General features: G+C 31.1%; 26 protein-coding genes. 17 read left to right on the top strand and 9 right to left on the bottom strand.

The genetic code is table 11. From position 1 onward, the window contains the following. Positions 1-40 precede the first annotated feature (40 nt). A complete protein-coding gene (locus tag HM985_RS10915; protein WP_179376283.1) occupies positions 41-409 on the top strand; it encodes a DUF1801 domain-containing protein in 369 nt (122 codons plus the stop codon). 153 nt (positions 410-562) lie between these two features. On the opposite strand, the gene crcB is transcribed toward HM985_RS10915, so the two are convergent. Both crcB and HM985_RS10905 read right to left on the bottom strand, forming a co-directional pair. After that, complete coding sequence (gene crcB, locus HM985_RS10910; protein WP_179376282.1) at positions 563-928, bottom strand: fluoride efflux transporter CrcB; 366 nt, start codon at positions 926-928, stop codon at positions 563-565. 45 nt (positions 929-973) lie between these two features. Beyond that, a complete protein-coding gene (locus tag HM985_RS10905) occupies positions 974-1,993 on the bottom strand; it encodes an SRPBCC family protein (protein WP_179376281.1) in 1,020 nt (339 codons plus the stop codon). A 91-nt stretch (positions 1,994-2,084) separates the two neighbouring features. Between HM985_RS10905 and HM985_RS10900 the strand changes: the two genes are divergently transcribed. From HM985_RS10900 to HM985_RS10875, 6 genes are all read left to right on the top strand, one after another. Next, positions 2,085-4,121: a dipeptidyl-peptidase 3 family protein gene (locus tag HM985_RS10900; protein WP_179376280.1), complete on the top strand. Its 2,037-nt coding sequence runs from the start codon at positions 2,085-2,087 to the stop codon at positions 4,119-4,121. 466 nt (positions 4,122-4,587) lie between these two features. Beyond that, positions 4,588-5,745: a DUF3095 family protein gene (locus HM985_RS10895; protein ID WP_179376279.1), complete on the top strand. Its 1,158-nt coding sequence runs from the start codon at positions 4,588-4,590 to the stop codon at positions 5,743-5,745. Between the two features lie 379 nt (positions 5,746-6,124). Then, positions 6,125-6,808: a hypothetical protein gene (locus HM985_RS10890; RefSeq protein WP_179376278.1), complete on the top strand. Its 684-nt coding sequence runs from the start codon at positions 6,125-6,127 to the stop codon at positions 6,806-6,808. Positions 6,809-7,031: 223 nt separating this feature from the next. Beyond that, entirely contained in the window at positions 7,032-7,277 is a 246-nt protein-coding gene (locus HM985_RS10885) for a hypothetical protein (RefSeq protein ID WP_179376277.1), read from the top strand. A gap of 75 nt (positions 7,278-7,352) precedes the next feature. Next, positions 7,353-8,126, top strand: a complete 774-nt coding sequence (locus HM985_RS10880) for a tRNA-uridine aminocarboxypropyltransferase (protein ID WP_262886522.1) — start codon at positions 7,353-7,355, stop codon at positions 8,124-8,126. Between the two features lie 195 nt (positions 8,127-8,321). Further along, entirely contained in the window at positions 8,322-8,543 is a 222-nt protein-coding gene (locus tag HM985_RS10875; protein WP_179376275.1) for a hypothetical protein, read from the top strand. A gap of 28 nt (positions 8,544-8,571) precedes the next feature. On the opposite strand, the gene HM985_RS10870 is transcribed toward HM985_RS10875, so the two are convergent. The 4 genes from HM985_RS10870 to HM985_RS10855 form a co-directional block, all read right to left on the bottom strand. Continuing rightward, positions 8,572-9,480: a TIGR01777 family oxidoreductase gene (locus HM985_RS10870; protein WP_179376274.1), complete on the bottom strand. Its 909-nt coding sequence runs from the start codon at positions 9,478-9,480 to the stop codon at positions 8,572-8,574. A 184-nt stretch (positions 9,481-9,664) separates the two neighbouring features. Continuing rightward, a complete protein-coding gene (gene mnmD / locus HM985_RS10865; protein ID WP_179376273.1) occupies positions 9,665-10,360 on the bottom strand; it encodes a tRNA (5-methylaminomethyl-2-thiouridine)(34)-methyltransferase MnmD in 696 nt (231 codons plus the stop codon). A gap of 3 nt (positions 10,361-10,363) precedes the next feature. Then, positions 10,364-10,822 carry a hypothetical protein gene (locus HM985_RS10860; protein ID WP_179376272.1) on the bottom strand — a complete coding sequence of 153 codons (459 nt, stop codon included), beginning with the start codon at positions 10,820-10,822 and terminating at the stop codon, positions 10,364-10,366. Continuing rightward, a complete protein-coding gene (locus tag HM985_RS10855) occupies positions 10,800-11,303 on the bottom strand; it encodes a DUF4920 domain-containing protein (protein ID WP_179376271.1) in 504 nt (167 codons plus the stop codon). The genes HM985_RS10860 and HM985_RS10855 overlap by 23 nt, the downstream gene beginning before the upstream one ends. A 117-nt stretch (positions 11,304-11,420) precedes the next feature. On the opposite strand from HM985_RS10855, the gene HM985_RS10850 reads away from it, so the two are divergent. Then, positions 11,421-12,488 (top strand): branched-chain amino acid aminotransferase, encoded by a 1,068-nt coding sequence (locus tag HM985_RS10850; RefSeq protein WP_179376270.1) that lies wholly within the window; start codon positions 11,421-11,423, stop codon positions 12,486-12,488. Between the two features lie 49 nt (positions 12,489-12,537). Here HM985_RS10850 and HM985_RS10845 read toward each other — a convergent pair whose 3' ends face one another. Beyond that, positions 12,538-12,924, bottom strand: coding sequence for a pyrophosphohydrolase domain-containing protein (locus HM985_RS10845; protein ID WP_179376269.1), 387 nt, complete (start codon positions 12,922-12,924; stop codon positions 12,538-12,540). Between the two features lie 501 nt (positions 12,925-13,425). On the opposite strand from HM985_RS10845, the gene HM985_RS10840 reads away from it, so the two are divergent. Next, positions 13,426-14,748 carry a DUF5723 family protein gene (locus HM985_RS10840; RefSeq protein ID WP_179376268.1) on the top strand — a complete coding sequence of 441 codons (1,323 nt, stop codon included), beginning with the start codon at positions 13,426-13,428 and terminating at the stop codon, positions 14,746-14,748. Between the two features lie 82 nt (positions 14,749-14,830). Here the strand turns inward: HM985_RS10840 and HM985_RS10835 are convergent, their stop codons facing one another. Next, positions 14,831-15,484, bottom strand: coding sequence for a YceI family protein (locus tag HM985_RS10835; RefSeq protein WP_179376267.1), 654 nt, complete (start codon positions 15,482-15,484; stop codon positions 14,831-14,833). 148 nt (positions 15,485-15,632) lie between these two features. Between HM985_RS10835 and HM985_RS10830 the strand changes: the two genes are divergently transcribed. From HM985_RS10830 to HM985_RS10795, 8 genes are all read left to right on the top strand, one after another. Next, a complete protein-coding gene (locus tag HM985_RS10830) occupies positions 15,633-16,187 on the top strand; it encodes a nucleotide exchange factor GrpE (RefSeq protein ID WP_179376266.1) in 555 nt (184 codons plus the stop codon). A 53-nt stretch (positions 16,188-16,240) separates the two neighbouring features. Next, on the top strand, positions 16,241-17,371 hold the full coding sequence (gene dnaJ, locus HM985_RS10825; protein WP_179376265.1) for a molecular chaperone DnaJ: 1,131 nt from the start codon (positions 16,241-16,243) through the stop codon (positions 17,369-17,371). Positions 17,372-17,674: 303 nt separating this feature from the next. Then, a complete protein-coding gene (locus HM985_RS10820) occupies positions 17,675-18,601 on the top strand; it encodes an ABC transporter ATP-binding protein (protein WP_179376264.1) in 927 nt (308 codons plus the stop codon). Positions 18,602-18,604: 3 nt separating this feature from the next. Continuing rightward, positions 18,605-19,918 (top strand): ABC transporter permease, encoded by a 1,314-nt coding sequence (locus tag HM985_RS10815; RefSeq protein ID WP_179376263.1) that lies wholly within the window; start codon positions 18,605-18,607, stop codon positions 19,916-19,918. 3 nt (positions 19,919-19,921) lie between these two features. Further along, positions 19,922-20,797, top strand: coding sequence for a mechanosensitive ion channel family protein (locus HM985_RS10810; RefSeq protein WP_179376262.1), 876 nt, complete (start codon positions 19,922-19,924; stop codon positions 20,795-20,797). A gap of 28 nt (positions 20,798-20,825) precedes the next feature. Next, complete coding sequence (locus tag HM985_RS10805) at positions 20,826-21,704, top strand: DUF6268 family outer membrane beta-barrel protein (RefSeq protein ID WP_179376261.1); 879 nt, start codon at positions 20,826-20,828, stop codon at positions 21,702-21,704. 2 nt (positions 21,705-21,706) lie between these two features. Next, positions 21,707-22,870 carry a sigma-54-dependent transcriptional regulator gene (locus HM985_RS10800; RefSeq protein WP_179376260.1) on the top strand — a complete coding sequence of 388 codons (1,164 nt, stop codon included), beginning with the start codon at positions 21,707-21,709 and terminating at the stop codon, positions 22,868-22,870. A gap of 12 nt (positions 22,871-22,882) precedes the next feature. Beyond that, the gene (locus tag HM985_RS10795; RefSeq protein WP_179376259.1) at positions 22,883-23,761 is read left to right on the top strand and encodes a PPK2 family polyphosphate kinase; all 879 of its coding nucleotides are present in this window, start codon (positions 22,883-22,885) and stop codon (positions 23,759-23,761) included. A gap of 80 nt (positions 23,762-23,841) precedes the next feature. On the opposite strand, the gene HM985_RS10790 is transcribed toward HM985_RS10795, so the two are convergent. After that, positions 23,842-24,879 carry an AI-2E family transporter gene (locus HM985_RS10790; protein ID WP_179376258.1) on the bottom strand — a complete coding sequence of 346 codons (1,038 nt, stop codon included), beginning with the start codon at positions 24,877-24,879 and terminating at the stop codon, positions 23,842-23,844. Between the last annotated feature and the right edge of the window lie 57 nt (positions 24,880-24,936).

Below are 24,936 nucleotides of genomic sequence, written 5' to 3'. Positions count from 1 at the left end.
AATTAATCCTAAATTTGAAAAGCATAAATAAAAATATAATTTGAATCCAGCAGAAGCACATATCTTAAAACAAGAAGAGCCTTACAAATCTATTTTAATGCATTTGCAAGTTTTAATAACACATACGTTACCTGAAGCAGAGTTGTTATATAAATGGAGATTGCCTTGTTATTATATAGGAAAAAGGCCAATCTGTTATATCAATCAGAGTAGAGATTATGTTGATGTTGGTTTTTGGCATTCGGCACATTTATCTAAAAAGTGGGATAAATATCTTATTTCAGGAAACCGTAAAGTCGTTAAATCATTACGTTACAAAACTGTTGAAGCTATTGATGAAACTAATTTTATTTCAATACTAAAAGAAGTCGAAGCTTTGAAGGAAAAAGGATTTTATAAGAGAGATTAGTTTTTTAGTCCACAGTTCACAGTTCACAGTTCACAGTTGATAAATAAAAGTAAGATTTTAAAGGTTTCCTAAAACGCTCTGTGAATCTCCGTGTAATCTCTAAATTCCTCAGTGTAATAATAGTCTATTTATCAAATCACAATTTCAATAAAATTACTTCACCAAAAACATACCTAAAAACACAGCTAAAAAGCCAACCACAAAACTAGCAATCGTATAAATCGCAAAAGTCATAAAATCACCCGATTTTAAAAACATATGGTTTTCATAAGCAAACGTAGAAAATGTGGTAAATCCACCACAAAAGCCAGTCGCTAAAAGTAAAGTTTGTCCTTGAGATAAAGTTTCATTTTTAGCAGCAAGGCCTAGGAAAATTCCTATTAATAAACTGCCCAAAATGTTAGCAGCAAAGGTGCCGTAAGGTATTCCTGTTTCTGCATTGTTAAGCCATTTTCCTATTAGAAAACGAAGAACACTACCACAACCACCACCAAGAAATACAAGTATAAGATGTTTCAATTTTATTATTAATTAAGGCATTAGAATTAATTGTGATTTTTAAATTTACTTTACTCCAACATAAATTTCAGTGACCCAATTCGCAGGGTTTGGTTCTGCTTGTGGATCTGTAAGATAGGTTTCGAGCATCGGACCACCTTCAATCATTTCTAAATTATTTTCTCCAATATAGTTCATAGTTACACTCCATGCTTCTTTCAAATTAGTGTAATTTCCTTTTAATACCGTTTTTACAGTTTTAAAAGATTCTAATTGACCAGTTAAAATATGTGGTTCTTCAGAAAGAATTCTAGAGTTTGTCGGTATACACGCTGAAAAAATAACAGCATTATTTTCTTCATCCCATTTATGGTACAAAACAAAAGGTTTTCCTGCCATGGTAACGTTGTGCGTTATTGCATAAGAACCTACCTGGCCTAGCATAGCGGTCATGTTATCTTTAAAATCATTAAATTTACAAGAGGTTGTGTTATATAAGTAATAACCACCACTGTGCTGGGTTACTCCTTCAGTCTTAATACTGTAAACTTTCATCTCTGCTTGTACTGCACTGTCTAATTTTTCTAAACTTTTTTCGTAATCCGGACCAATTTGTTTGTCCATTCCTCCAGAAAAAGCAACAAATATTTTAAATCCAAAAGGTAAATCCTTACCAGAAATACTCCAAGTAACATCAGTAGATCCATCTGTATTAGATTTAAATGTCCAATTGACATTAGATTTCGGATAATCGCCAAACTGCATTTCCTGAGTTATTGAAGTTTTTGGTACTGTAGCAGTTGTTTGTATCTGTCCCAACGTTTCATTATCATTCCAATTGTAAGATCCGCCAATACCCTCTGTTGTATCTCCTAATGTAATTTTTATATCGGGTTGTTTTTCTATCCAAGAGCTCCATGATTCCCAATTTTTAAAATCAATAACATTATCATAAATGACAGATTGAGGTGCATTAATCGTTCTAGTTCGTGTAACCTTAAACGAATTAGGTTGTACAGCTACATAAATTGAAACGCCAATAACGAGGATTAGCAGGAGTAACATGATGTATTTTAGAGCTTTCATTATTAGGGAATATTTAGAGGTTTTTCAAAGATAGTCATTTTATGATATGTGATATAAGTATTACATTTGTGAATAACAAAAAACTAATTAAATGAATTTAAAATCATTATTTAAAATTTGTCTTTTTGCCTTATTAATAGTGGCATGTAAAGACGATGTAAAAGTAGAACCTACAGAAGTAGTTGAAACCGTTGAGGCGGATTTTGAGGTTAATGTAGAGGAATTTGCTGATATTAAAATTTTGAGATATCAAATTCCAGGATGGGAAAATTTAAGCTTAAAAGAACAAAAATTAGTATACTACCTTACACAAGCTGGTTTAGCTGGTCGCGATATTATGTGGGATCAGAATTACAGACATAATCTTAAAATTAGACATGCTTTAGAAAATATTTACACCACATTTAATGGAGATAAAACAACAGAAAATTGGACTAATTTTGAAAGTTACTTAAAACGTGTTTGGTTTAGTAACGGAATTCATCATCACTATTCTAACGCTAAATTAAAGCCTGCTTTTGATAAAGCTTACTTAAATGAATTATTAACGGCAACTAACACAACTTTAGAAGGAGAAGCATTTGATATTCTATTTAATGATAAAGATGCTAAAAAAGTAAACCAAGCAAAAGGAGTAGATAATGTATTAGAGTCTGCTGTTAATTTTTATGGTCCAAATGTAACAAATAAAGACGTTGCAGATTTTTACAAAACTAAAGTGTCTCCAAATCCAGAGAAGCCATTATCTTATGGGTTAAACTCACAGTTGGTGAAAGAAGATGGTGTCGTAAAAGAACGAGTTTATAAATCAGGCGGTTTATACGGAGCAGCAATAGACGAAATTATAAAGTGGTTAGAAAAAGCAGAAGGTGTTGCCGAAAATGAAGCACAAGGTAATGCATTAGCTTTGTTAATAAAGTATTACAAAACAGGTGATTTACAAACTTGGGATGATTATAATGTAGCTTGGACAGCAGCAACAGAAGGAAATGTAGACTATATAAATAGTTTTATTGAAGTTTATAACGACCCTTTAGGTTATAGAGGTTCTTATGAAACTGTGGTGCAGATTAATGATTTTGATATGTCTGAAAAAATGGCTGTTTTATCCGAAAACGCACAGTGGTTTGAAGATAACTCACCTTTAATGGAGCAACATAAAAAGGATAGTGTTGTTGGTGTTACTTATAAAGTTGTTAACGTTGCTGGTGAGGCTGGAGATGCATCTCCAAGCACTCCAATCGGTGTTAATTTACCAAACGCTAACTGGATTAGAGCAGCAGTAGGAAGTAAATCAGTATCTTTAGGAAACATAATTAACGCATACAATAATGCAGGTGGTACAGGCCGTTTAGAAGAATTTGCAAACGATGAAGAAGAAATTCAATTAGAAGAAGAATACGGACAAATAGCAGATAAATTACATACAGCATTGCACGAAGTTATTGGTCATGCTTCAGGACAATTAAACCCAGGAGTTGGAGAAACAAAAGAAACGCTTAAAAATTATGCATCTACCCTGGAAGAAGGACGTGCAGATTTAGTAGGTCTTTATTATTTATACGATTCTAAATTACAAGATTTAGGCTTAGTTGAAGATTGGGAAAAAGTAGGGAAAGCTGCTTTTGATGGTTATATTAGAAATGGATTGATGACTCAATTAATTCGTTTAAATCTAGGTGATGATGTTGAAGAAGCACACATGAGAAACAGACAATGGGTTTCTGCTTGGGCTTTTGAAAAAGGAAAGGCAGATAATGTTATAGAAAAAATAACCCGAGATGGCAAAACGTATTATAACATTAATGATTATGAAAAACTACACCAACTTTTTGGTCAGTTACTAAAAGAAACACAACGCATTAAATCGGAAGGAGATTACGCAGCTGTTGAAGCTCTTGTAGAAGGATATGGCGTAAAAGTAAACCAAGATTTACATGCAGAGGTTTTAGAGCGTAATAAGCAATTTCCTTCACCACCTTACAGCGGTTTTGTAAATCCTATTTTAGTTCCTGAAACTAATGAAACTGGCGAAATTACAGCAATTAAAGTAACACAGTCAAAGGCATTTGCAGAACAAATGTTATACTATAGCAAAAATTATAATCATCTTCCAGATGTGAATTAATTTACAGAAATTATATTTTTTTGAAAAGCACTTACAGAAATGTAAGTGCTTTTTTTTTATGATAGAAAATTTGAAGATGATGTTTAATTTTAAAAGAAATTATTATTAAATATTGAGACCTAATTAAATTAGAAGAGCGTGTAGTGATAAAAAAACATTCAATCAACTCTACTTAATCTTTATATATATTATTTAAAAGAGTCTTTGTTATTCTTATAAAAAATCATTGGTTTTTATTCATTAACTTACGTACGACTAATGTGTTGTAATTCATGGGGAAAGAAATGAAGAACGAATATTAAAAGCATTAAGAAAATGATATTAAAGTTAGTTGCTTTGTTTACTAGTCTTAAATTTGTCTTCATAAAATATATAACTTCAAAAACGTAATTTTCAATAGGTATAAGCGTTCTTAGGAAGAAAAAAACAAGTTAAACACTAAATAAGCATTCAGTATTTGAAAATAATGAAAGACATAAAATATTATAATAAGCTAAAAAACTCAAATGAAACTCTTGTAGATTTATTAGCCAATGAATCTTGTTTTTCAGAAGTTCCAAATACTTGGCATGTTGTGGTCGTCGATATTTTAAATTCAACTTTAGCTGTAGATCAAGGAAAGCACCATCAAGTAAACTTAACTGCAACAGGCGCTATAATATCCGTTTTAAATTTTATAAGAAAAGAAAAGCAAAATATTGAAATACCTTATTTTTTTGGAGGAGACGGTGCTACTTTTATTATTCCAACGTTATTTTTAAATAAAATTATAAAGATTCTAGATAATTATAGTCTTCATATTAAAAAGAATACCAATTTAATATTAAGAGTAGGGCATATTTCTGTAGCCTACTTATTGACTCAAAAAACCAGTCTTAAAATAGCTAAACATCAACTAACAGACCAATTGTCAATCCCTATTGTGTTAGGTAATGGGTTGAAAAAAGCAGAAGAAATTATTAAAACTAACTTTGAAGAGAGTTATGCTACTAATTTCGAAAAAGCGCTTTTAAATCTGGAAGGTATGGAGTGTAGATGGAAAGAAATTAATCCTATTCAAACCCAAAAAAAAGTGGTTTGTTTGTTATTAGATGCTATTAATGAAGCAGATCAAAGACTTATTTATAGAGAAGTTATTAGTGAGATGGATACGTTCTTCGGTGCTTTTAATAACAGACAACCTATAAAATCGAATAATTTAAAATTAAATTTTAGTATTCTGAATATCTGGGAGGAGATGAAGATTAGCCTCACCAAACAAAATTTTGGTTATTTATTGAAAAAATGGTTTTCAACACTTGTGGGTAAATTCTATTTAAATCTTTCTAGTAATGGCAAACAATATTTAAAACAAATTGGTCAATTGTCACATACATTTATGCTAGATGGAATGATTAATACTGTTTTTACGGCAGAACAATCTAAAATTGATCTTTTTACAGATTATCTAAATCAATTGGAAAAAGACAAAAAAATCATTTATGGTATTCATATCACGCACGCTTCTGTAATGTCTTGTTATGTCTTAGACAGAAAGACGAAACACTCGCACTTTGTAGATGGAACAGAAGGAGGTTATACGTCAGCAGCCAAAATGTTAAAGCAAAAGTTGAAAAATATTTAATCTCTTTATTAGAAGTAAAAATACATTTAAAATTAGGCTTATTTTAATCAGTATGGGGTTTGTATAAAATTCTTCAGTTTGAATGAATTTTAAAATGGCAATTCAATATATTTTAATCCAGATGCTAAGGTTGGTTATTACAAACATTAAAAAAAAACGTGGATAAGAGAGATTAGATCTAAGTCTATTTTGTAGTTGCTTCAATACTTCTTTCTTTTATTTAAGATATACGTGGTTCTATGTACGGGGTTCTTCTTACTTTTTGTTAATTTTAGGAACTGTAAGAATAAAGTAGAAAAGAGATTATATACCTTATATAGGTTAGAATATCATTTACGTAAGTTTTATATAATGAGTTGTCAGTAATTTTAAAAAACAAATGAAAAAAATCCTAACGTTGCTTATATTTTTTGCTTTTCTATTTTCCTCTGCTCAAAATCCACAATTGGGTAAAACCAAAATAAACCTAAAGAACTTTCCATTACAAATTGACGTACATCACTTTTATAAAGAACAAATAGAAACATACAATAAATCTTTAGAATTATACAATCAAGGTAAAACAGACGAGGCGTATTCAAATAAATTATTAAAAAATTATAAAAATGTTGAAGGTATAGACACCTTATATATTGCTGATAGTGAGTATTTATTGTTATATGAAATGCAAGGAATGGAAACTAAAGACACATTAGCAACTTTTGGTGACATAAAATTTGAACAATTAAATATGATATCCAATAATGATAATGAATTTCAATCCTTGAGAGCTGTATCGTTCTCATATAAAGACGACAAAAAGAATTTTAAAGCGTTAAAAACTGTATTAGAAAAAGAATATGGTAGTCCTAAACTAATTAAAACGCATGAATCCGAGATCTATAGGTGGTTAGATAAAGATTTTATTAGGCTAATTACTTTGGTTACTCAGAAAGAGAATGATATTGAAACCTACTATTACGCTAATTATTTCTTAATTAACAGAAATGAATCAGACAAATTAAAAACAAATTTCAATAAAATTTCTGGATATTGGAATATAGATTGGAATTTAGTATTGTAAAAAATATTGGTAACTCATTATATAAAAAATAGCACGAGTCGTTACTAAAATAAAGGTTTGCGTATTTTTATAAGTCGCCAAAATTTTAAATTTTACAAACCCGCAAAAAATAAAATAATTAATAAAATTTATAAATTCGGCTTGTATTTAATCCGAAAATTATCGTTTATTTTTAGCGCTAGTTTTTATGTCTAAGACAGCCTTATAATAGATCGAGAAAGGCATGAAACAAATTATAGTAATATTATTTAGTCTTACATTATTTTTACTCAGTTGTAATAATTCAACTCAAAATCAAGGTCAACGTGAAATTGTTCCAAATCCTGAAAAATATGTTCAAGACGGATATTTAGAATTGTCCGATTCACTTAAACCTAAATTTAAACCAGACACTTTAATTGGAGAAATCAGTATTAATAATTCTAATCACGTAAATAAATATTTCGGAAAAGATGAATGGAAAAATTGATAGGTCCGTAGTTATGTCTAAAAATTCTCTAATATTTTCTATTAAGCTTGTATTTGCTTAACCACTTTACAAATTATGCACAAAACCGTAGCTAACCAAAAAAATAAAGAAAGATTCATTTTGCAAGCAGAAATAAAAAAGCCAAGACTAGCATGTTACAAATGCATGAACCCCAAAAGCACATGTATTTGTAAATATATTAGTCCTTTGCATACCAAAACGCGTTTTATTATCCTTATGCACCCAAAAGAGTACAAGAAAGAAAAAAACGGAACGGGACATATGACGAAGCTTCAACTTGAAAATTCAGAAATTATAGTTGGTGTCGATTTTACCAATAATAAGCGCGTAAATGACATACTGAATAATGAAAATAATAGTTCTTTTTTATTGTATCCAGGAAAAGATAATTTCAACTTATCTGTAAAAGATAGTTCAGAAGTAAATTCATTTATGGAGAATAATCCACAGCTCTTCATTCTAGATGGTACATGGCCTTGTGCTCGTAAAATGCTAAAACTAAGTAAGAACTTGCAAACTTTAAAACGAGTGAGTTTTGATAATACAATTAAGTCAAAATTTATAATCAAACAACAACCAGAATCACTTTGTTTAAGTACTATTGAGTCTGTATATACCGTCTTAAATTTACTTAAGAAAGGAGATGTTGAACATTGCGAGACCCAGGATTTTCTTATACCTTTTGAAAAAATGATTGCGCATCAACTAGATTATATGCTTAATCCAAACCATAAAAATTATCATTCTAAAGCGAGCAATGAGTTTGTTCCAAAAAACATGTATAAGAAAACTACAGAAAGAAATACTATTTTTGAGCAAAGGCGTTAAGCGTAGTTTTTTTGAGTGTTAGTTGTTAAAGATTTTACGTCTTAAAATCTTCACACAAAAACAAGGAAGTTTTATTAACTTCGCTGATAACTAATAAATTACTATAATGAAACAACCATGATTAAATTTTGATATAAAAGAGAATCATTACATGTATGTACCACATAACTTTAAATAAAGAATAAATAAAAACTCATGAAACTAAACCTATTATCCTGTGACGCACAAAGACCAGATAAAAGAGCAATTGCTAATTGTATTACAGAGATTTCTAATGTTAGTGGTGTTTTGGCTAACGAGTTTACGGATATTCTCTTAGAAGGAGATCCTATAGATATTGAGGTAAGCGACAAAAATTCGGGTTCGGCATTAAGAGCGTTACGTAAACTAGATATTGATTACGAAATTATAGCGTAGTAAAAACTGTATTTACTTTTTTTAAGATTTAAACGACCAATAAATCTTCTAAAGCAGGTTGTAAATTCACAAATTCAAAATTAAAACCTTCAGCTTCTATTTTTTGAGAACTGACACGTTGACTTTCAAATAATAAAATATGCATTTCACCTAATACTAATTTCATTACAAATTTAGGAATATTAGGCAATATTAACGGGCGTTCTAGTAAGGATGCAGCAAACTTCGTTAATTCCTTATTACTTACAGGGTTTGGTGCAACACCATTATAAACACCTTTAAAGTTGTGCTGTACTGCAAATACAAATAATGAAGCTAAATCTCTAACATGTATCCAACTTTGCCATTGTTTACCACTTCCAAAGGCAGCACCGAAACCGTATTTTATAGGTTTTACTATTTCAGGCAATGCACCTCCATCTTTGGCTAAGACTAAACCAATCCTAATTTTAGCAACTTTACATCCTAAGGTTTCAAAACCATCAACAGCAGCTTCCCATTCATGGACAACCTTTCCTAAAAACGTTTCTGAAATTTCGGTATTTGTTTCTTCGTAATAATTAATTAAACTGGTCGGGTAAATGCCTATTGCGCTGGCTGAAACAACTTGGTTAATCTTATAATTATATAAGTTAATGGTGCTTTGTAAAAGTTGAGCAGTCTGTGTTCTGCTTTCAAGAATTTCTTTTTTGTAGCTATCTGTCCATCGTTTAGATATTGATGCACCAACCATATTAATTATGGCATCTACACCTTGAAAGCAAAGATGATCAATCTGATTCTCCTTAGGATTCCAATAAAATCCTTTATAGTTAGGTTCTTTACTAAGTTTAGATTTCGAAGTCGTTAAATAGTGAATATTAATTTTTGCAGCATGACATTGTTTTACAATCTCTTGCCCTATTAATCCCGTTGCACCTGTAATTAAAATAGTCATTTTAGCTTTTAATGTAAAGATACAAAATGGTTATGGCAGATGTATAGAGTTTAATTATGATTTAACGTTTGAATAATCAGCTTTATAAGACTACTCAAACGATATCAAACGAAAAAAAGTCTTATACAAAATTCAGAAAAACGGAATTTTACGCTGAGTGATAATAAAACATCTAATCTTTATCTTATTGTTGGCTCATTGCTAGTTTCGTTGCCCTTAGCATTTCGCGTTTACCTGGAGGTCCAGGAAGGCGTTCTACTGTTAAGCCAACGGCTTGCATGGCACGTCTTACGCTTCCTTTTGCAGAGTAAGTAACTAAAACACCGTTTTCTTTTAAAGCATTAAACATAATTTCGAAAATAGCTTCAGTCCATAAATCAGGTTGAACACGGGCACCAAAAGCATCAAAATAAATAATGTCAAATTCATTTTTAACAGTGATATCTTTAAAGAATTTCTGCTGTTTTTCTAATTGAAAATTAGAGGTGATTGCGCTAGGTTTTTCCCAAGGTGTTTCATGTAGTTTTTCAAAAACAGATTTATGAGTTTCAGAAATAAGCTCTATATAATTAAGTTGCTGTACTTCTTCTAATTGAACGGGGTAAGCTTCAACACCAACATAATTGATGCTCTTGTTTAATTTTTCAGCTTCAATTAATGTTAAAAAAGCATTAAGGCCAGTACCAAAACCAATTTCTAAGATATGGATTTCTTCAGTATTATTTTCAGTTCTAAGATCAGAATAATAAAGCAAACCATGTTTCATAAAAACGTGATTTGCTTCTTGTATGGCACCATGTATAGAATGGTATTGTTCGTTCCATTCTTCTATTTGTATAGTTTTAGAACCGTCTGATGTGGTAATGATATTTCTCTTCAAATTTTATTGAATCATTAATTTTTTAATCTTTGGTATTGGGCCTGTGCACTCTGTTTTGTGACAATTAAGACAGTTGCTAATGGCAGCGTTGTAACGTTCTTTTATTTCAAAATTAGACAATGTATCTACAACTGCTTCTTGAGATGCAATAAATACATTTACAAAATTTTGCCAGTTTTGAGTTCTAGATTTTCCATTACTCATTTCTGCCGAGTGCAATTTAATAAGATCTAATGGTAAAGAACTAGGTTGGTCGCCTGCTATAATTTGTGCTTTTAACTGTAAATTATAAGCATACATAGTATTCATAAAACCAGCCATTTCAGAAGGTTGATACATTTGGTATTCAATATTTGTTTTAATAGGTTCTTTAATTATTTTTTCTTCATTTTTACAACTAGTAAGTATAAAAAGCCAAAACAATAAAACCCAAATAAATCTACTGTTTAAGTAAAACTCCATCAGCTTCAAAACGATATTCAAATTTAGGATCTGTAATTGCTGCGATTTCTTCTTCTGTTTTTCCTGCATCTTGTGCATAATGTCTTAACTCTTCTACAGACGTTTCTGCAACAAAAGCTTTACCATTAATTACAACATCTCCTTCAGCATTTAAAGGCATGAAGAATCCGTAATCTTTAAACTTAACCATTACTTCTTTTTCTCCATCAACATCTAAAGTCATCCAACATCCTTTTTTAGAACAAACTTCAATAATTTTCCCTTTCATTTTAGAATTAACTGTATCACCAGCTTTCAAATTTTTGTAATGTTCCATCATGCGCTCAGAAGATAAGGCATCAGTATCTGTGATTTCTTTACCAAAAGAAGCGTAAGCAATCTCTGGTTTTGTATCTTCAATTTTAGTTTCTACAGTCTTAGATTCGTTTTTACAAGAAAAAATAGTTAAGCTTATCGCTAATAGTAAAATGATTTTTTTCATTTTTAATAGATTTTGAATTGAATTGTTATCGAATCACAAATTTAGACAATTTAACGGAATATAACCTTTTATTAAAGCTGCTGATTACGTACTTTTGTGTGAAAATCATATATAATTATGGCTCAACATACAGAGAAGATTAGCATTGAAAAAGCTAAAACTTCTAAAATTGACACGGTAGATTTCAACAACTTAGACTTTGGTCGTTTGTTTACAGACCATATGTTTGTCTGTGATTATGAAGATGGCAAATGGCAAACACCAAAAGTAATACCATATCAAGCGATGAGTTATGAGCCTTCTGCGCGTGTTTTTCATTATGGACAAGCTGTTTTTGAGGGTATGAAAGCTTATAAGGGAGACGATGGAAAAGTTTTTCTCTTTAGACCAAAAGAGAATTTTGATAGAATTAATAAATCATCGAACCGTTTGGCAATGCCTTCTTTTCCTGAAAATTACTTTTTTGAAGGTTTAGAAGCGTTATTAAATTTAGATAGTGATTGGATTAAGCCTGGTATTGGAAACTCATTATACTTGCGTCCCTTTGTAATTGCAACAGAACCTGCAATTTCTGCTTCTCCAGCAAATAATTATAGGTTTATGATTATATGTTCACCAGCACAATCTTACTATAACTCACCAGTACGTGTTTTAATTGCTGAAGAATTTAGTCGTTCTGCAGATGGAGGTGTCGGTTTTGCAAAAGCAGCCGGAAATTATGCAGCGCAATTTTATCCAACGAGTTTAGCACAAGAAAAAGGTTTTCAACAAATCATTTGGACAGATGCTAGTACACATAGTTTCTTAGAAGAAGCAGGAACGATGAATGTGTTTTTTAGAATTGATGATACATTGATTACGGCACCAACTAGCGATAGAATTTTAGATGGTATTACAAGAAAAAGTATGCTTCAGTTGGCTGAAGATTTAGGAATTACTTGTGAGGTAAGACGTGTTACTGTTGATGAAATAAAAGCAGCAGCTAAAGAAGGTCGTTTGAAAGAGATTTTTGGAACAGGAACAGCTGCCGTGATAAGTATTATTTCTGCATTTGAGCATAAGGAAGAATTATTTGAAATTCCTGAAATAGAAGATTCTTATGCTAAATTATTTAAGAAAACATTATTAGATATTCAACACAATTTATCTGAAGATAAGCATGGTTGGAGACATGAAGTTAAGTAAACTTCTTATAACACAAATAAAAAAAAAGCAGCCAATTGGCTGCTTTTTTTTATGATTCTAATATTTCTTTTATATTCGGTTTAAAGTAATTAGGTCCCTTTAAAACTTTACCATCTTCGCGGTAAATTGGTTCGCCATCTGCTCCTAATTTACTCATGTTACTGCGTTGTATTTCTTCAAAAACTTCTTCGATTTTGTGCTGCATACCATGCTCTATAATGGTTCCGCATAAAATGTACAACATATCACCTAAGGCATCAGCAACCTCGACTAAATCATTAATTTTTGTTGCTTCTAGGTATTCTTCATTTTCTTCGCGCATAAGTTCGTAACGCAATAAGTTTTTGTTTAGACCTAAGTCGGCTTTTGGTGTTTCTCGATATCCTATTTTGTAAGCTGTATGAAATGCTTTTACAGCTTTTATTTTGTCTTGCATAGTTATGGTTTATTAATGTACTAATCCTTATTTTTGCATAAAAATAAGAAGATGTTTAGTACTGGTCAATTGATTTTTGGAATATTATTTTTTATTGCCTTTGTTATTGTTGTTGCTTTTCAGTACCGTAAAGATCTTAAAATTCATAAAAAATATTATAAAGGCACCATTTGGGTTCTTCTTGCTTTTATTGGTTTTATAAGTATGATTGCAGCTATCAAATATGTTTTCATATAATTTCTATTTTTAAATATCCTTCTCATAATCTTAATTTATTTTACTTTTTACGGCTTTTTTTTAAACTAAAATTTAGTGCTTTGTTTATGGTGTCTAAATATTTTAAATTAAAATTTTTAAGAAACTAATTAAGTTAGAATAATTTAGTGTGGTTTGGTTGTTTTAGTTGTAATTGTTTGTTGCTATGGTTTTTAATTTTTTTTAAAAAACTTTAAGAAGTCAATTATAATTTTAACTTCGCCATTAATCAACCCAAATTAAATTATGAAATACACAAAATTATTAAGCTTTTCAGTTCTGCTATTCACACTGAATTTATCTTATGGTCAAAGTTATGTTGGTCATTCTGTAGATAATTATTCAGGTGTTCAAGGTGTTATTTACAATCCATCTAGTATTGTTGGTTCTAATTTAAGAGCCGATGTTAATTTATTATCTGCAAGTGTCTTTGGCGGTAGTGATTATTTCGGAATTAATCTTAGCGATATCATGAGTTCTGATGGTGGCTTCGATTTTGAAGAAGACAGTGAAAAGTTTCCAAGTAATGCTAATAATTTCTTTTTTAATGTAGATGTTTTAGGACCTTCCTTTATGTTTAACATAAATAAAAAAAATAGTATTGGTTTAGTTACTAGAGTTAGAGCTAATATGAATATAAATCATATAAACGGTGAATTATATGAGGCTGTTGTTGATGATTTTGATGTTAATGATGATTTTAATTTCGATTCAAAAAACTTAAATGGTACGATACACGCTTGGTCAGAGATAGGTTTGGCTTATGGAAGAATCTTAATTGAAAAACCAAATCATGTTTTAAAAGGTGGTGTTACTTTAAAATACTTACAAGGTGCAGGTAGTGCGTTTATGAGTAGTCCAGGCTTGCAAGGTCAATTCTCTGCAAATTCAGAAACATTGGTAACTCAAGGGAACTTTAATTATGGTACAAGTCAAGATTTTGATGCAGACGATTTAGATTTTAGTAATTTAACATCTGGTGTAGGTGTAGATATTGGTTTTACATACCAGTGGTATAAAGAGAAGATTAATAATAATTTTCCAATTCATGAAAACCCATATAAACTAAAGGTGGGGGTTTCTATTACAGATATTGGATCTATTAGTTATGATGAAGCTAAAGTAAGTAGATACAATTTAGATGCCTCAGCAAGTACAGCAAATTATGAGGAGGATATAGAAGAGTTCTTGGATAATAATTACTTAGGCGTGGAAACAACCGAAACCGCTAAAATAAAATTGCCAACAGCGCTTCACTTGTTAGTAGATTATAGGTTATCTAAAAAGTGGTTTGTAAGTGCTCAGGCAGATTTATCGATGGTCAAAGATAACTCGGAGTTAAATACTTCAGTAATTAATACAGCAACCATAGCGCCAAGATTAGAAACGAAGTGGTTTAGCTTTTATGCTCCACTTAGTTTTAGACAGTATGGAGATGTGTCCTTTGGAGGCGGATTTCGCTTAGGGCCGTTAACGATAGGTTCGGGGTCTGTGTTTACTAATCTTTTATCAGACAGTTCTAAAACGACAGATGTTTACGTTGGACTTAAAATTCCTATATATAGATAATTAATATTATCTTCTAGTTTCAAAAAAAAACACTCTTATCATCTTATAAGAGTGTTTTTTCTTTATTAAATAAGAGTTAATTTTATTTAATTATTGAAGCATTAATAGCTATTTTTAATTCAATATCATTCTTGATAAACTTATCCCCTAAATCATCAAAAAAAGATTTTGAACCATATTTTACATTCCATTTAGAACGGTCTATAGTAAATGTCTCACTAGTTAAAGTCATAGTTTTATCATTTTCATTATATGTTGTTGTAATAGGAAAGCTAACATTGTTTGTAGTCTCTTTAATAGTTAAATTTCCTGATAATATAGTTGTTCCATTAGTTGTTTCTATTCCTGTAATTTTAAAAACAGCACCAGGATGCGCTTCAGTGTTAAAAAAATCATCGCTTTTTAGATGATTTGTTAACTTAGCATTACCTTCTTCTTCAACAGGAATATCATTTACCACGATGCTATTCATGTCAATTATAAAATTTCCTGCTTCAATGACTCCATTGTTAATGCTCAGTTTTCCTGCTTTTATGTCAATTGTACCGTAATGTGTACCTGTAGGTTTAAAGCCTTTCCATTCAATGGTAGACTTATCAGTGCTTACTATGTAGTTAGAGTCAGAAACAGCAACTTCAGCAGCTTTTTTAGTTTCTGCTTCTTTTGCTTTGTCTCCACAGCTCGTAAATGTAATTAGAGTAATTAAAGTAAATAAATTAAAAATTTTAGTTTTCATATTTGAGTTTTTATGGTTTGGTTTAAAAATACGAAGATAAGAAATAGGAGACTTAGACTGTAGAAAAAAATGTTAATGACATTTTGACATTTTTATAATAATGGCAGTACTTTTGTCAATATAATTGAAAGCAAAAAAAGAACTCAAAATGAGTAAAAAAGATAAAAATACAAATGTAGAAGATCCTAATATTGAGGATCAAACTTCTACTACGGCAGAAGCAGGTGTAGAAGAGCAAGAAGTTGTTAAATCTCCAGAAGAACAAATGCAAGATCAGTTAGTTGCTGAGAAAGATAAATTTATGCGATTGTTTGCTGAGTTTGAAAACTATAAAAAACGAACAACTAAAGAACGCATTGAATTATTTAAAACAGCGAGTAAGGATGTTGTAGTTGCTATGCTTCCTGTACTTGATGATTTTGAACGTGCTTTATCGCATATTGAAGATGACAAAGAAGCAGAAGAGTTAAGAAAAGGTGTTTTATTAATTTATAATAAGTTAGTAAATACTTTAGAACAAAAAGGGCTATCTAAACTAGAAGTAAGACAAGGAGACGTTTTTAACGCAGATATTCATGAAGCGATCACTCAGATTCCTGCACCATCGGAAGATTTAAAAGGAAAAATTATTGATGTTGTAGAACACGGTTATAAATTGGGTGACAAAATAATCCGTTTTCCAAAAGTGGTTATCGGACAATAAAAGTTAATTACAAGTTTGCGAGTTTCTGCAAAATATCACGAATAAATTAGTTGATGAAAGAAGATTATTACGAAATATTAGGAATAAGTAAAGGAGCATCTGATGCCGAGATAAAAAAGGCTTATCGTAAAATGGCATTGAAATATCATCCCGATAAAAATCCAGATGATACAGAAGCAGAAGAGAAGTTTAAAAAAGCAGCAGAAGCTTATGAGATATTAAGTAATGCTGATAAAAAAGCACGTTACGACCAATTTGGGCACCAAGCCTTTGATGGCAGCGGAGGCGGCGGCTTCAATGGAGGTGGCATGAATATGGATGACATCTTCAGTCAATTTGGTGATATTTTTGGCGGCGGCGGCTTTGGCGGCGGAGGCGGATTTAGTGGCTTTGGCGGCGGAGGTAGCAGACAGCGTGTTGTTAAAGGTAGTAACTTACGAATCCGTGTTACATTATCTTTAGAAGATGTCGCTAATGGCGTAGAGAAAAAGATTAAAGTAAAACGTAAAATACAAGCACCTGGTACAACCTACAAAACATGCAGCACTTGTGGTGGTGCTGGTCAAGTAACAAGAGTTACCAATACTATTTTAGGTAGAATGCAAACAGCTTCTGCATGCCCAACTTGTGGTGGCGCAGGACAATCTATTGATAAAAAACCAGCAGATGCTGATGCCCATGGTTTAGTGGCTTCAGACGAGACGGTTACCGTTAAAATACCAGCAGGTGTTGTAGATGGAATGCAACTTAAGGTTACAGGAAAAGGTAACGATGCACCAGGAAATGGTATTGCAGGAGACTTATTAGTTGCTATTCAGGAAGAAGATCATCCAACACTTAAACGTGAAGGTGATAACTTACACTATGATATGTATGTCAGTCTACCAGATGCCGTTTTAGGAAACTCAAAAGAGATAGATACTGTTACAGGTAAAGTTAGAATTAAGATAGAGCCAGGTGTACAATCAGGTAAGATTCTAAGATTGAGAGGTAAAGGTATACCTAGCATTAACGGTTATGGTACAGGAGATCTATTAGTTCATGTAAATGTTTGGACTCCAAAGACCTTAAATAAGAAACAAAAAGCATTTTTTGAAAGTATGAAAGATGATGAACATTTTGTGCCTAAGCCAGAAAGTTCTGATAAATCTTTTTTTGAAAAGGTAAAAGATATGTTTTCATAAACGTTTCTATTGAATAAAAATTAGTATATTTGATTTATCGCTAATTTATTAGCGGTAATTTTTCTTTTTCATAGCAATTTTTTCCCATCCTTATCTAACCATAAGGGTGGGTTTTGTTTTTCTACCAAATTGAGTTTTAAAGCTAACAGTCTTTACTTGTGTTTATTTTTAATGTGATATGAATTTCTCATACGAGTTAAAGAAATATTTTTTATTTACAGAAATAGTAGCGCATTGTTATTTTAAAAACTCTAACATTTAATATATTTACATACTAACCATATCCTTAAAATTAAGATTAATATGAATGACTTATTAGTTGCTAATTCTGTTTCTAAGAGCTACGGAAATTTTAAAGCACTAAATGAAGTATCTATAGCTGTGCCAAAAGGTAGCATCTTTGGTTTACTAGGCCCTAATGGCGCAGGTAAAACCACTTTAATTCGCATTATAAATCAAATTACAATGCCAGACGATGGTAACGTTATGTTAGACGGTCAGCCCTTAACAGCGGAGCACGTTAGAGATATTGGCTATTTGCCAGAAGAACGCGGATTGTACAAATCTATGAAAGTAGGTGAGCAATGTTTGTATTTAGCGCAGTTAAAAGGACTTTCAAAATCTGAAGCCAAAACAAGATTAAAATATTGGTTTGACAAATTAGAAATTGGGGATTGGTGGAATAAAAAAATTCAAGAGTTAAGTAAAGGTCAAGCCCAAAAAATACAGTTTATTGTAACGGTTCTTCATCAACCTAAATTATTGATTTTTGATGAACCCTTTTCTGGTTTCGATCCTATAAATGCCAATTTAATTAAAGACGAAATTTTACAATTACGAGATGAAGGAGCAACTGTCATTTTTTCTACACACAGAATGGAATCTGTTGAGGAGCTCTGTGATCATATAGCATTAATTCATCAATCTAATAAAGTTTTAGATGGAAAGTTGAATGATATTAAGCGCCAGTATAAAACAAATACTTTTGAAATAGGATTGGAATCCCTAGATAAGGAAAAAGTGTTTTCTGAAATTCAAGCTAAATTTGAAGTGCTACCAGCAACTTTTAAAAATTTAAATGATGATATTAAGTTGAATATTAAAACAAATGAACAAACATCGCCTAATGACTTGTTGTCATTCTTAACCTCAAAAGCTCAGGTTAATCATTTTGTAGAAGTTATTCCTTCAGCAAGCGATATTTTTATTCAAACTGTAAAAAACAACTAAATAATGAATCACTTACCTCTAATCATAAAACGTGAGTATTTTACAAAAGTGAAAAACAAATCATTTATTGTAATGACGTTTTTAAGTCCATTAATAATGATTGCGCTTATTGCAGTTGTGGCTTATTTATCTCAATTAAATAATGATAAACATCGTACTATTTCTGTTTTAGATGAAACAGGTTATTTAGAAGATGTATTTCAAGATACAGAAAATACTAATTACACTAACCTAAATGGCTTAAGTTTAGAAGATGCGATTGTATTAGTAAAAGAAAAAGAAGATTATGGTTTATTATATGTTTCTAAAGCGAATTCGCTTGATGATATTGAGGGGCATGTAAAGTTTTATTCAGAAGACTCTCCTTCTCTAAGTATCATATCTGGTATAGAACAACGTATAGAAAAAAGATTGAAAGAAAAGAAACTTGAATTAGACGGAGTTTCTATGGCACAAATAGAAGCCTCTCAGACAAATATTGATATTGCACAAGAAAGTTTTGACGGACAAAAAAGTTCTAAAATAGACAATGTTGTAAAGTTAGCATTTGGTGGAGCTGCCGGTTATTTGCTTTTTATGTTCATCATTATTTATGGTAACATGATTATGCGTAGCGTTATTGAAGAAAAAACAAGTCGAATTATAGAAGTTATCATTTCGTCTGTAAAACCTATTCAATTAATGATGGGGAAAATTATAGGGACGTCATTAGCAGGAATTACACAATTCATTATTTGGGTTATTTTAGGTGGGGTTTTAATGTTTATTGTATCGGCTATTTTTGGTATAGATTTAGCACAAGTACAGTCTCCACAGCAAGAAATGGTTAATCAAGCTATGCAAGCTGGTGACCCACAGGTTATGGCAGAAAACTTAATTACTGCAATAAGTAATTTGCCATTGTTAAATTTAATTATTGCTTTTCTCTTTTTCTTCATTGGTGGTTACTTATTATATAGCTCACTTTATGCGGCTATTGGGGCAGCTGTAGATAACGAAACGGATACACAACAATTTATGTTACCTATATTAATGCCTTTAATGTTAGCTGTTTATGTTGGTGTATTTACGGTAATTGAAGATCCTCATGGTACGGTTTCAACGGTGTTTTCTTTTATACCATTAACATCTCCTGTAGTAATGTTAATGCGTATTCCTTTTGGTGTACCACTTTGGCAGCAAGGATTATCTCTACTCCTATTAATAGGAACATTTGTTTTTGCAGTTTGGTTTGCAGCTAAAATTTATAGAGTAGGAATTTTAATGTATGGTAAAAAACCAACATACAAAGAACTTTTTAAATGGTTAAAATATTAATCGATGATTCAAGATTTAGAAAATATCGGAACTGAGAGTAGTGCCTGGGAATCTACTAAGTATTTTCTCAATCAGAATATGACTATTGGTGAAAACATAAGTATTTCAATACTTGATGTTATCATCGTTATCACTGCTATTTTTATCACTACAATTGTTTTACGAATTGTTCTTAAAATCATTACAAGAAACCTTCCTAATGAGAACAAAGGAAAGTTTAATGTCGTTTACGGTTATTTTCGTTGGTTAATATATGTAATAATTCTCTTTATAACATTAAGTAGTGTTGGTGTAAATGTAACAGCTGTTTTTGCTGCATCTGCGGCATTATTAATAGGGATAGGGTTAGCATTAGAAACATTATTTCAAGATATTATTTCTGGAGTTTTTATCTTAATAGATCAGTCTGTTCATGTAGATGATATTATAGAAATTGAAGGTAAGGTTGGTAGAGTTGTAGAAATAAAATTAAGAACTACAAGAGCGGTAACAGTAGATAATAAAGTACTAATAATACCGAATCATCTTTATTTAACCAACTCGCTCTATAATTGGACTCAAAATGGATCTACTACAAGAGAAAATGTAGAAGTAGGAGTTGCGTATGGTAGCGATGTGCAATTGGTTAAGCAGTTATTGTTGCAAGCAGCAAGTGCTCATGATAAAGTTTTACCAAGTCCCCCACCAACAGTGGTTTTTACAAACTTTGGAGATAGTTCTTTAGATTTTAAACTAGTATTTACATTAGGAGATAGTTTTACGGCACAACATCCTAAAAGTGATATCCGTTTTGAAATTGATCGGCTATTTAGAGAAAATAATATTGCGATTCCTTTCCCTCAAAGAGATATTCATATTATTGGTAATAAATCAATATAAAAACAAACAAATAAATAAATTAATGGCAATGAAGTCTTATAAGTTTCTAATTATTTTATTAACCTTGAGTTTTTCACAACTAGCAATAGGTCAGCTTACTGATTTAGCAAGATTAGAATATTCTTTTATTCCTAAAAGTAAATCAAGTGATCAATATACAAGACTCAGGGCTTTAGTAAATTACCCAATAGAATTTAAAAATGATAGTTATTTAGTTATTGGAGCAGAATACAACCGTGTAATTTTAAATCTAGAAGAGGATTATCCCTTTGATAATTCTTTATTTGAAAGCCTAAATATTATTGATTTAAATATCGCTTATACATTTAAAACTAGTGAACATTGGAGGTATGGAATTAAATTTAATCCACGTATCGCTTCAACATTAACAGACAAGGTTACAGGAGACGATTTATTTCTCAACGGTGGTATCTATACCATAAATGATAGAACAGATGATGAATCTGCAGAGAAACCTTACCGTTTAATATTGGGTATAACTTACAATTCTACAGCAGGAATTCCATATCCATTACCCTTTATAAGTTATTACAGACGCGTTAATGACTATTGGTCTTTTAGTGCAGGTGTTCCAAAATCTAATTTAAAATACTATTTCAATGAACAAAATATGGCACAAGTTTTTGTTGGTTTAGATGGGTATATGGCAAATTTACAACGACCATTAGATGTTAACGGTGAACAAGTAGACCATATATCAATGTCTGTAGCAGTAGCTGGTTTAGGATATGAATATTGTATTACAGACCATATAGTACTTTATGTTTATAGTGGCTATACTGTTAGATTTAAGAATATATTGAGAAATAACGATAGAGATGAAGTTTTTCAATTAGATGATTTAAACTCTTACTATTTAAGAACTGGATTAAAATTTAAAATATAAGTATGCCTAAAATATTAATTATTGAAGACGAAGCGGCTATCCGTCGTGTATTAGTTAAAATTTTATCAGAAGAAAACGATACCTATCAGGTTGAAGAAGCTGAAGATGGATTAGTGGGAATTGAAAAAATAAAAAATAACGATTACGATTTGGTGCTTTGTGATATAAAAATGCCAAAAATGGATGGTGTTGAAGTATTGGAGGCGGCAAAAAAAATTAAACCAGAAATTCCAATGGTTATGATCTCTGGCCACGGCGATCTAGATACCGCTGTAAACACAATGCGCTTAGGTGCTTTTGATTATATTTCTAAACCACCAGATCTTAATAGACTTCTAAATACTGTACGTATTGCATTAGATAGAAAAGAGCTCGTAGTAGAAAATAAAATGCTGAAGAAAAAAGTCAGTAAAAATTATGAGATGATCGGTGAGAGCGATAACATAGCTCGTATTAAAGATATGATCGATAAAGTTGCACCAACAGACGCACGTGTTTTAATTACAGGTCCAAATGGAACAGGTAAGGAACTTGTAGCGCACTGGTTACATCAAAAAAGCGATCGCTCTAAAGGAGCAATGATTGAAGTGAATTGTGCTGCAATACCAAGTGAACTAATAGAAAGTGAATTATTCGGTCATGTAAAAGGAGCATTTACATCAGCAGCAAAAGATAGAGCTGGTAAATTTGAAGCAGCTAATGGTGGAACTATATTTTTAGATGAAATTGGTGATATGAGTTTATCTGCTCAAGCCAAGGTTTTACGAGCATTACAAGAAAGTCGGATACAGCGTGTTGGGAGCGATAAAGACATTAAAGTTAATGTTAGAGTTGTAGCAGCCACTAATAAAAATCTTAAAAAGGAAATTGAAGAAGGTAATTTTAGAGAAGATTTGTACCACAGGTTAGCAGTGATTTTAATTGAAGTTCCTTCTTTAAATGAGAGAAGAGAGGACATTCCTCTTCTAATTAATTATTTCGCTGAAAAAATTTCGAAAGAACACGGAAACATTAAAAAAACATTTTCTGATAAAGCCATAAAATTACTTCAAAATTACGATTGGACAGGTAATATTCGTGAGTTACGTAATGTAATAGAACGTTTAATCATTTTAGGAGGAAATGATGTTAGTGAAAGTGATGTTCAAGCCTTTGCTTCAAAATAGAATTTAGCAGTTATGAAAGATATTAAAATAGAAGATTTCAAAATTTCATCTCAAATTAAGATTGAAGATTTACCTACAACTTATGATTTAGATGAAAGTGAAAAGAAGATTGAAAAGAAATTAAGAAAAGTAAGTGAAGATTTAGCTGAGATACAAAACAAAATGTATGCTCATGGTAAATATTCTGTTTTATTTTGTATCCAAGGAATGGATACAGCAGGTAAAGATAGCCTAATCCGTGAGGTGTTTAAAGAATTTAATGTGAGAGGAATTATTGCTCATAGTTTTAAAAAACCAACAGATTTAGAATTAAAACACGATTATCTTTGGAGGCATATTATAGCCTTACCTGCACGAGGGAAATTCGGGATTTTTAATAGAACACATTACGAAAATGTATTAGTTACAAGAGTGCATCCAGAATATTTAATGTACGAGAACATTCCGAATGTGTCTTCAATTGAACATGTAAATGAAGCTTTTTGGGAGAAACGATTCAATCAAATCAATAACTTTGAAAAACGTATTGCAGATAATGGAACTATAATTTTTAAATTCTTTTTGAATCTTTCAAAAGAAGAACAAAAAAATAGATTGTTAAGACGTCTTAATAAACCTAGTAAAAACTGGAAATTTTCACCAGATGATTTGGATGAACGTGAGCATTGGGATACGTACCAAAAGTGTTATGAAGATGCTATTAATAAAACATCAAAGCCACATGCACCTTGGTATAATCTTCCTGCAGATGATAAACCGACAGCGCGATATATCGTTGCTAAAATTCTTTATGATACCTTAAAAGAATATACAGATATTAAAGAACCTGAATTACCAGAAAGTCAAAAATCTAATATTGATGTATATAAAGCACAATTAGAAAGTGAATAATATTTTTTTGAAACTAAAAGAATTCAGAAACGACAGATAAAACATTAGTATTTACTTGTCGTTTTTTCTTTTATGGATGATTATAGTTGCTCTTCAGATTGACCATCAACAGACTTGCCATATTCTTGAGTATAGATTCTAACCAAAGCCATAAAAATACTTACTAAAAGTGGTCCAAAAATTAATCCAATAAACCCAAAAAGCGGTACACCAACAATAACACCGATAAGTGTAATTAAAGGGTGAACATCATCTAATTTTCTTAGGACATACAATCTAATAATATTATCAGTAGTGCCGACAACAACGATTCCGTAAATTAAAATTCCCCATGCTTGAAAAGTGTTACCTGAAGATAGACTTAATATAAATACAGGTATTATGCCAACAAAGGTTCCGATAAAAGGAATCATAGAGCCAATTGTAACAATAACAAACCAAAAGAATGGTTCTTCTACTCCAAATATTAAAAAACCAATTAAAGCAATAATTCCTTGAGCTATAGCAACTAAAGGAATACCAATAGCGTTAGATTTTACCATGGCTTGTATTTCTGATCCAATTTCACTTATATTATCTGCATTCATAGGAATGTAATCACGCAGAGATTGTCTTAATTCTTTTCTATTTGTTAGCATAAAGTAGAGCATAAAATACATTAAACTTATCGCTATAAATAAGTTAAATGTATCACCAGCCATGCTTTGTACACTTTCAGAAAGCCAAGTGGTTATTGAATCTGTATCAATTTGAGAATTAACGTCAATACCTGTTTCAAATTTTACTCTTCCTACTTGCTCTTTAAAAGCATCTATAACTTTTTCGCTATTGCCTGCTAGATCAGAAATTTTATTGCCCAACATAATTCCGAACCCAGAAAGCGGAATTAAAATAATAATAAAAGACCCAATCATTAATGCTAATGCAGCTAGTGCAGGCTTCCAATTGTACTCAGTAACTAAACGTTTCATTAGTTTTCTAAGCAATATATAAAAGGTAATTGCGCCTAAAACACCGCTCAAATATGGTAGCATTTCACTGAAAATTAAACTTCCTGAAAGAATAATTAAAAGTAAAACGAAAATTTGACGAATAATTTTAGGCGCAATTTGTTTCATATAGATAAGGTTTAAAACTAATCAAAGATAGTTGTAAAGGCCTTATCTAAGTGCTTT

Origin of the sequence: Winogradskyella wichelsiae (genome assembly GCF_013403925.1) — a bacterium.
In the GTDB taxonomy this organism is placed as follows: Bacteria; Bacteroidota; Bacteroidia; order Flavobacteriales; family Flavobacteriaceae; genus Winogradskyella; species Winogradskyella wichelsiae.
This window is presented reverse-complemented; position numbering and strand designations above follow the sequence as displayed.

Bases quoted from the DNA above. Each gene is read 5' to 3' on its own strand.
- HM985_RS10835 (WP_179376267.1), bottom strand. From the start codon at position 15,484: ATGAAAACTAAAATTTTTAATTTATTTACTTTAATTACTCTAATTACA.
- HM985_RS10815 (WP_179376263.1), top strand. From the start codon at position 18,605: ATGAATCACTTACCTCTAATCATAAAACGTGAGTATTTTACAAAAGTG.
- HM985_RS10830 (WP_179376266.1), top strand. From the start codon at position 15,633: ATGAGTAAAAAAGATAAAAATACAAATGTAGAAGATCCTAATATTGAG.
- HM985_RS10805 (WP_179376261.1), top strand. From the start codon at position 20,826: ATGAAGTCTTATAAGTTTCTAATTATTTTATTAACCTTGAGTTTTTCA.
- HM985_RS10885 (WP_179376277.1), top strand. From the start codon at position 7,032: ATGAAACAAATTATAGTAATATTATTTAGTCTTACATTATTTTTACTC.
- HM985_RS10810 (WP_179376262.1), top strand. From the start codon at position 19,922: ATGATTCAAGATTTAGAAAATATCGGAACTGAGAGTAGTGCCTGGGAA.
- HM985_RS10790 (WP_179376258.1), bottom strand. From the start codon at position 24,879: ATGAAACAAATTGCGCCTAAAATTATTCGTCAAATTTTCGTTTTACTT.
- HM985_RS10880 (WP_262886522.1), top strand. From the start codon at position 7,353: ATGCACAAAACCGTAGCTAACCAAAAAAATAAAGAAAGATTCATTTTG.
- HM985_RS10820 (WP_179376264.1), top strand. From the start codon at position 17,675: ATGAATGACTTATTAGTTGCTAATTCTGTTTCTAAGAGCTACGGAAAT.
- HM985_RS10870 (WP_179376274.1), bottom strand. From the start codon at position 9,480: ATGACTATTTTAATTACAGGTGCAACGGGATTAATAGGGCAAGAGATT.
- dnaJ (WP_179376265.1), top strand. From the start codon at position 16,241: ATGAAAGAAGATTATTACGAAATATTAGGAATAAGTAAAGGAGCATCT.
- HM985_RS10900 (WP_179376280.1), top strand. From the start codon at position 2,085: ATGAATTTAAAATCATTATTTAAAATTTGTCTTTTTGCCTTATTAATA.
- HM985_RS10890 (WP_179376278.1), top strand. From the start codon at position 6,125: ATGAAAAAAATCCTAACGTTGCTTATATTTTTTGCTTTTCTATTTTCC.
- HM985_RS10855 (WP_179376271.1), bottom strand. From the start codon at position 11,303: ATGAAAAAAATCATTTTACTATTAGCGATAAGCTTAACTATTTTTTCT.
- HM985_RS10895 (WP_179376279.1), top strand. From the start codon at position 4,588: ATGAAAGACATAAAATATTATAATAAGCTAAAAAACTCAAATGAAACT.
- HM985_RS10905 (WP_179376281.1), bottom strand. From the start codon at position 1,993: ATGAAAGCTCTAAAATACATCATGTTACTCCTGCTAATCCTCGTTATT.
- HM985_RS10860 (WP_179376272.1), bottom strand. From the start codon at position 10,822: ATGGAGTTTTACTTAAACAGTAGATTTATTTGGGTTTTATTGTTTTGG.
- HM985_RS10800 (WP_179376260.1), top strand. From the start codon at position 21,707: ATGCCTAAAATATTAATTATTGAAGACGAAGCGGCTATCCGTCGTGTA.
- HM985_RS10875 (WP_179376275.1), top strand. From the start codon at position 8,322: ATGAAACTAAACCTATTATCCTGTGACGCACAAAGACCAGATAAAAGA.
- HM985_RS10845 (WP_179376269.1), bottom strand. From the start codon at position 12,924: ATGCAAGACAAAATAAAAGCTGTAAAAGCATTTCATACAGCTTACAAA.
- HM985_RS10840 (WP_179376268.1), top strand. From the start codon at position 13,426: ATGAAATACACAAAATTATTAAGCTTTTCAGTTCTGCTATTCACACTG.
- HM985_RS10850 (WP_179376270.1), top strand. From the start codon at position 11,421: ATGGCTCAACATACAGAGAAGATTAGCATTGAAAAAGCTAAAACTTCT.
- HM985_RS10795 (WP_179376259.1), top strand. From the start codon at position 22,883: ATGAAAGATATTAAAATAGAAGATTTCAAAATTTCATCTCAAATTAAG.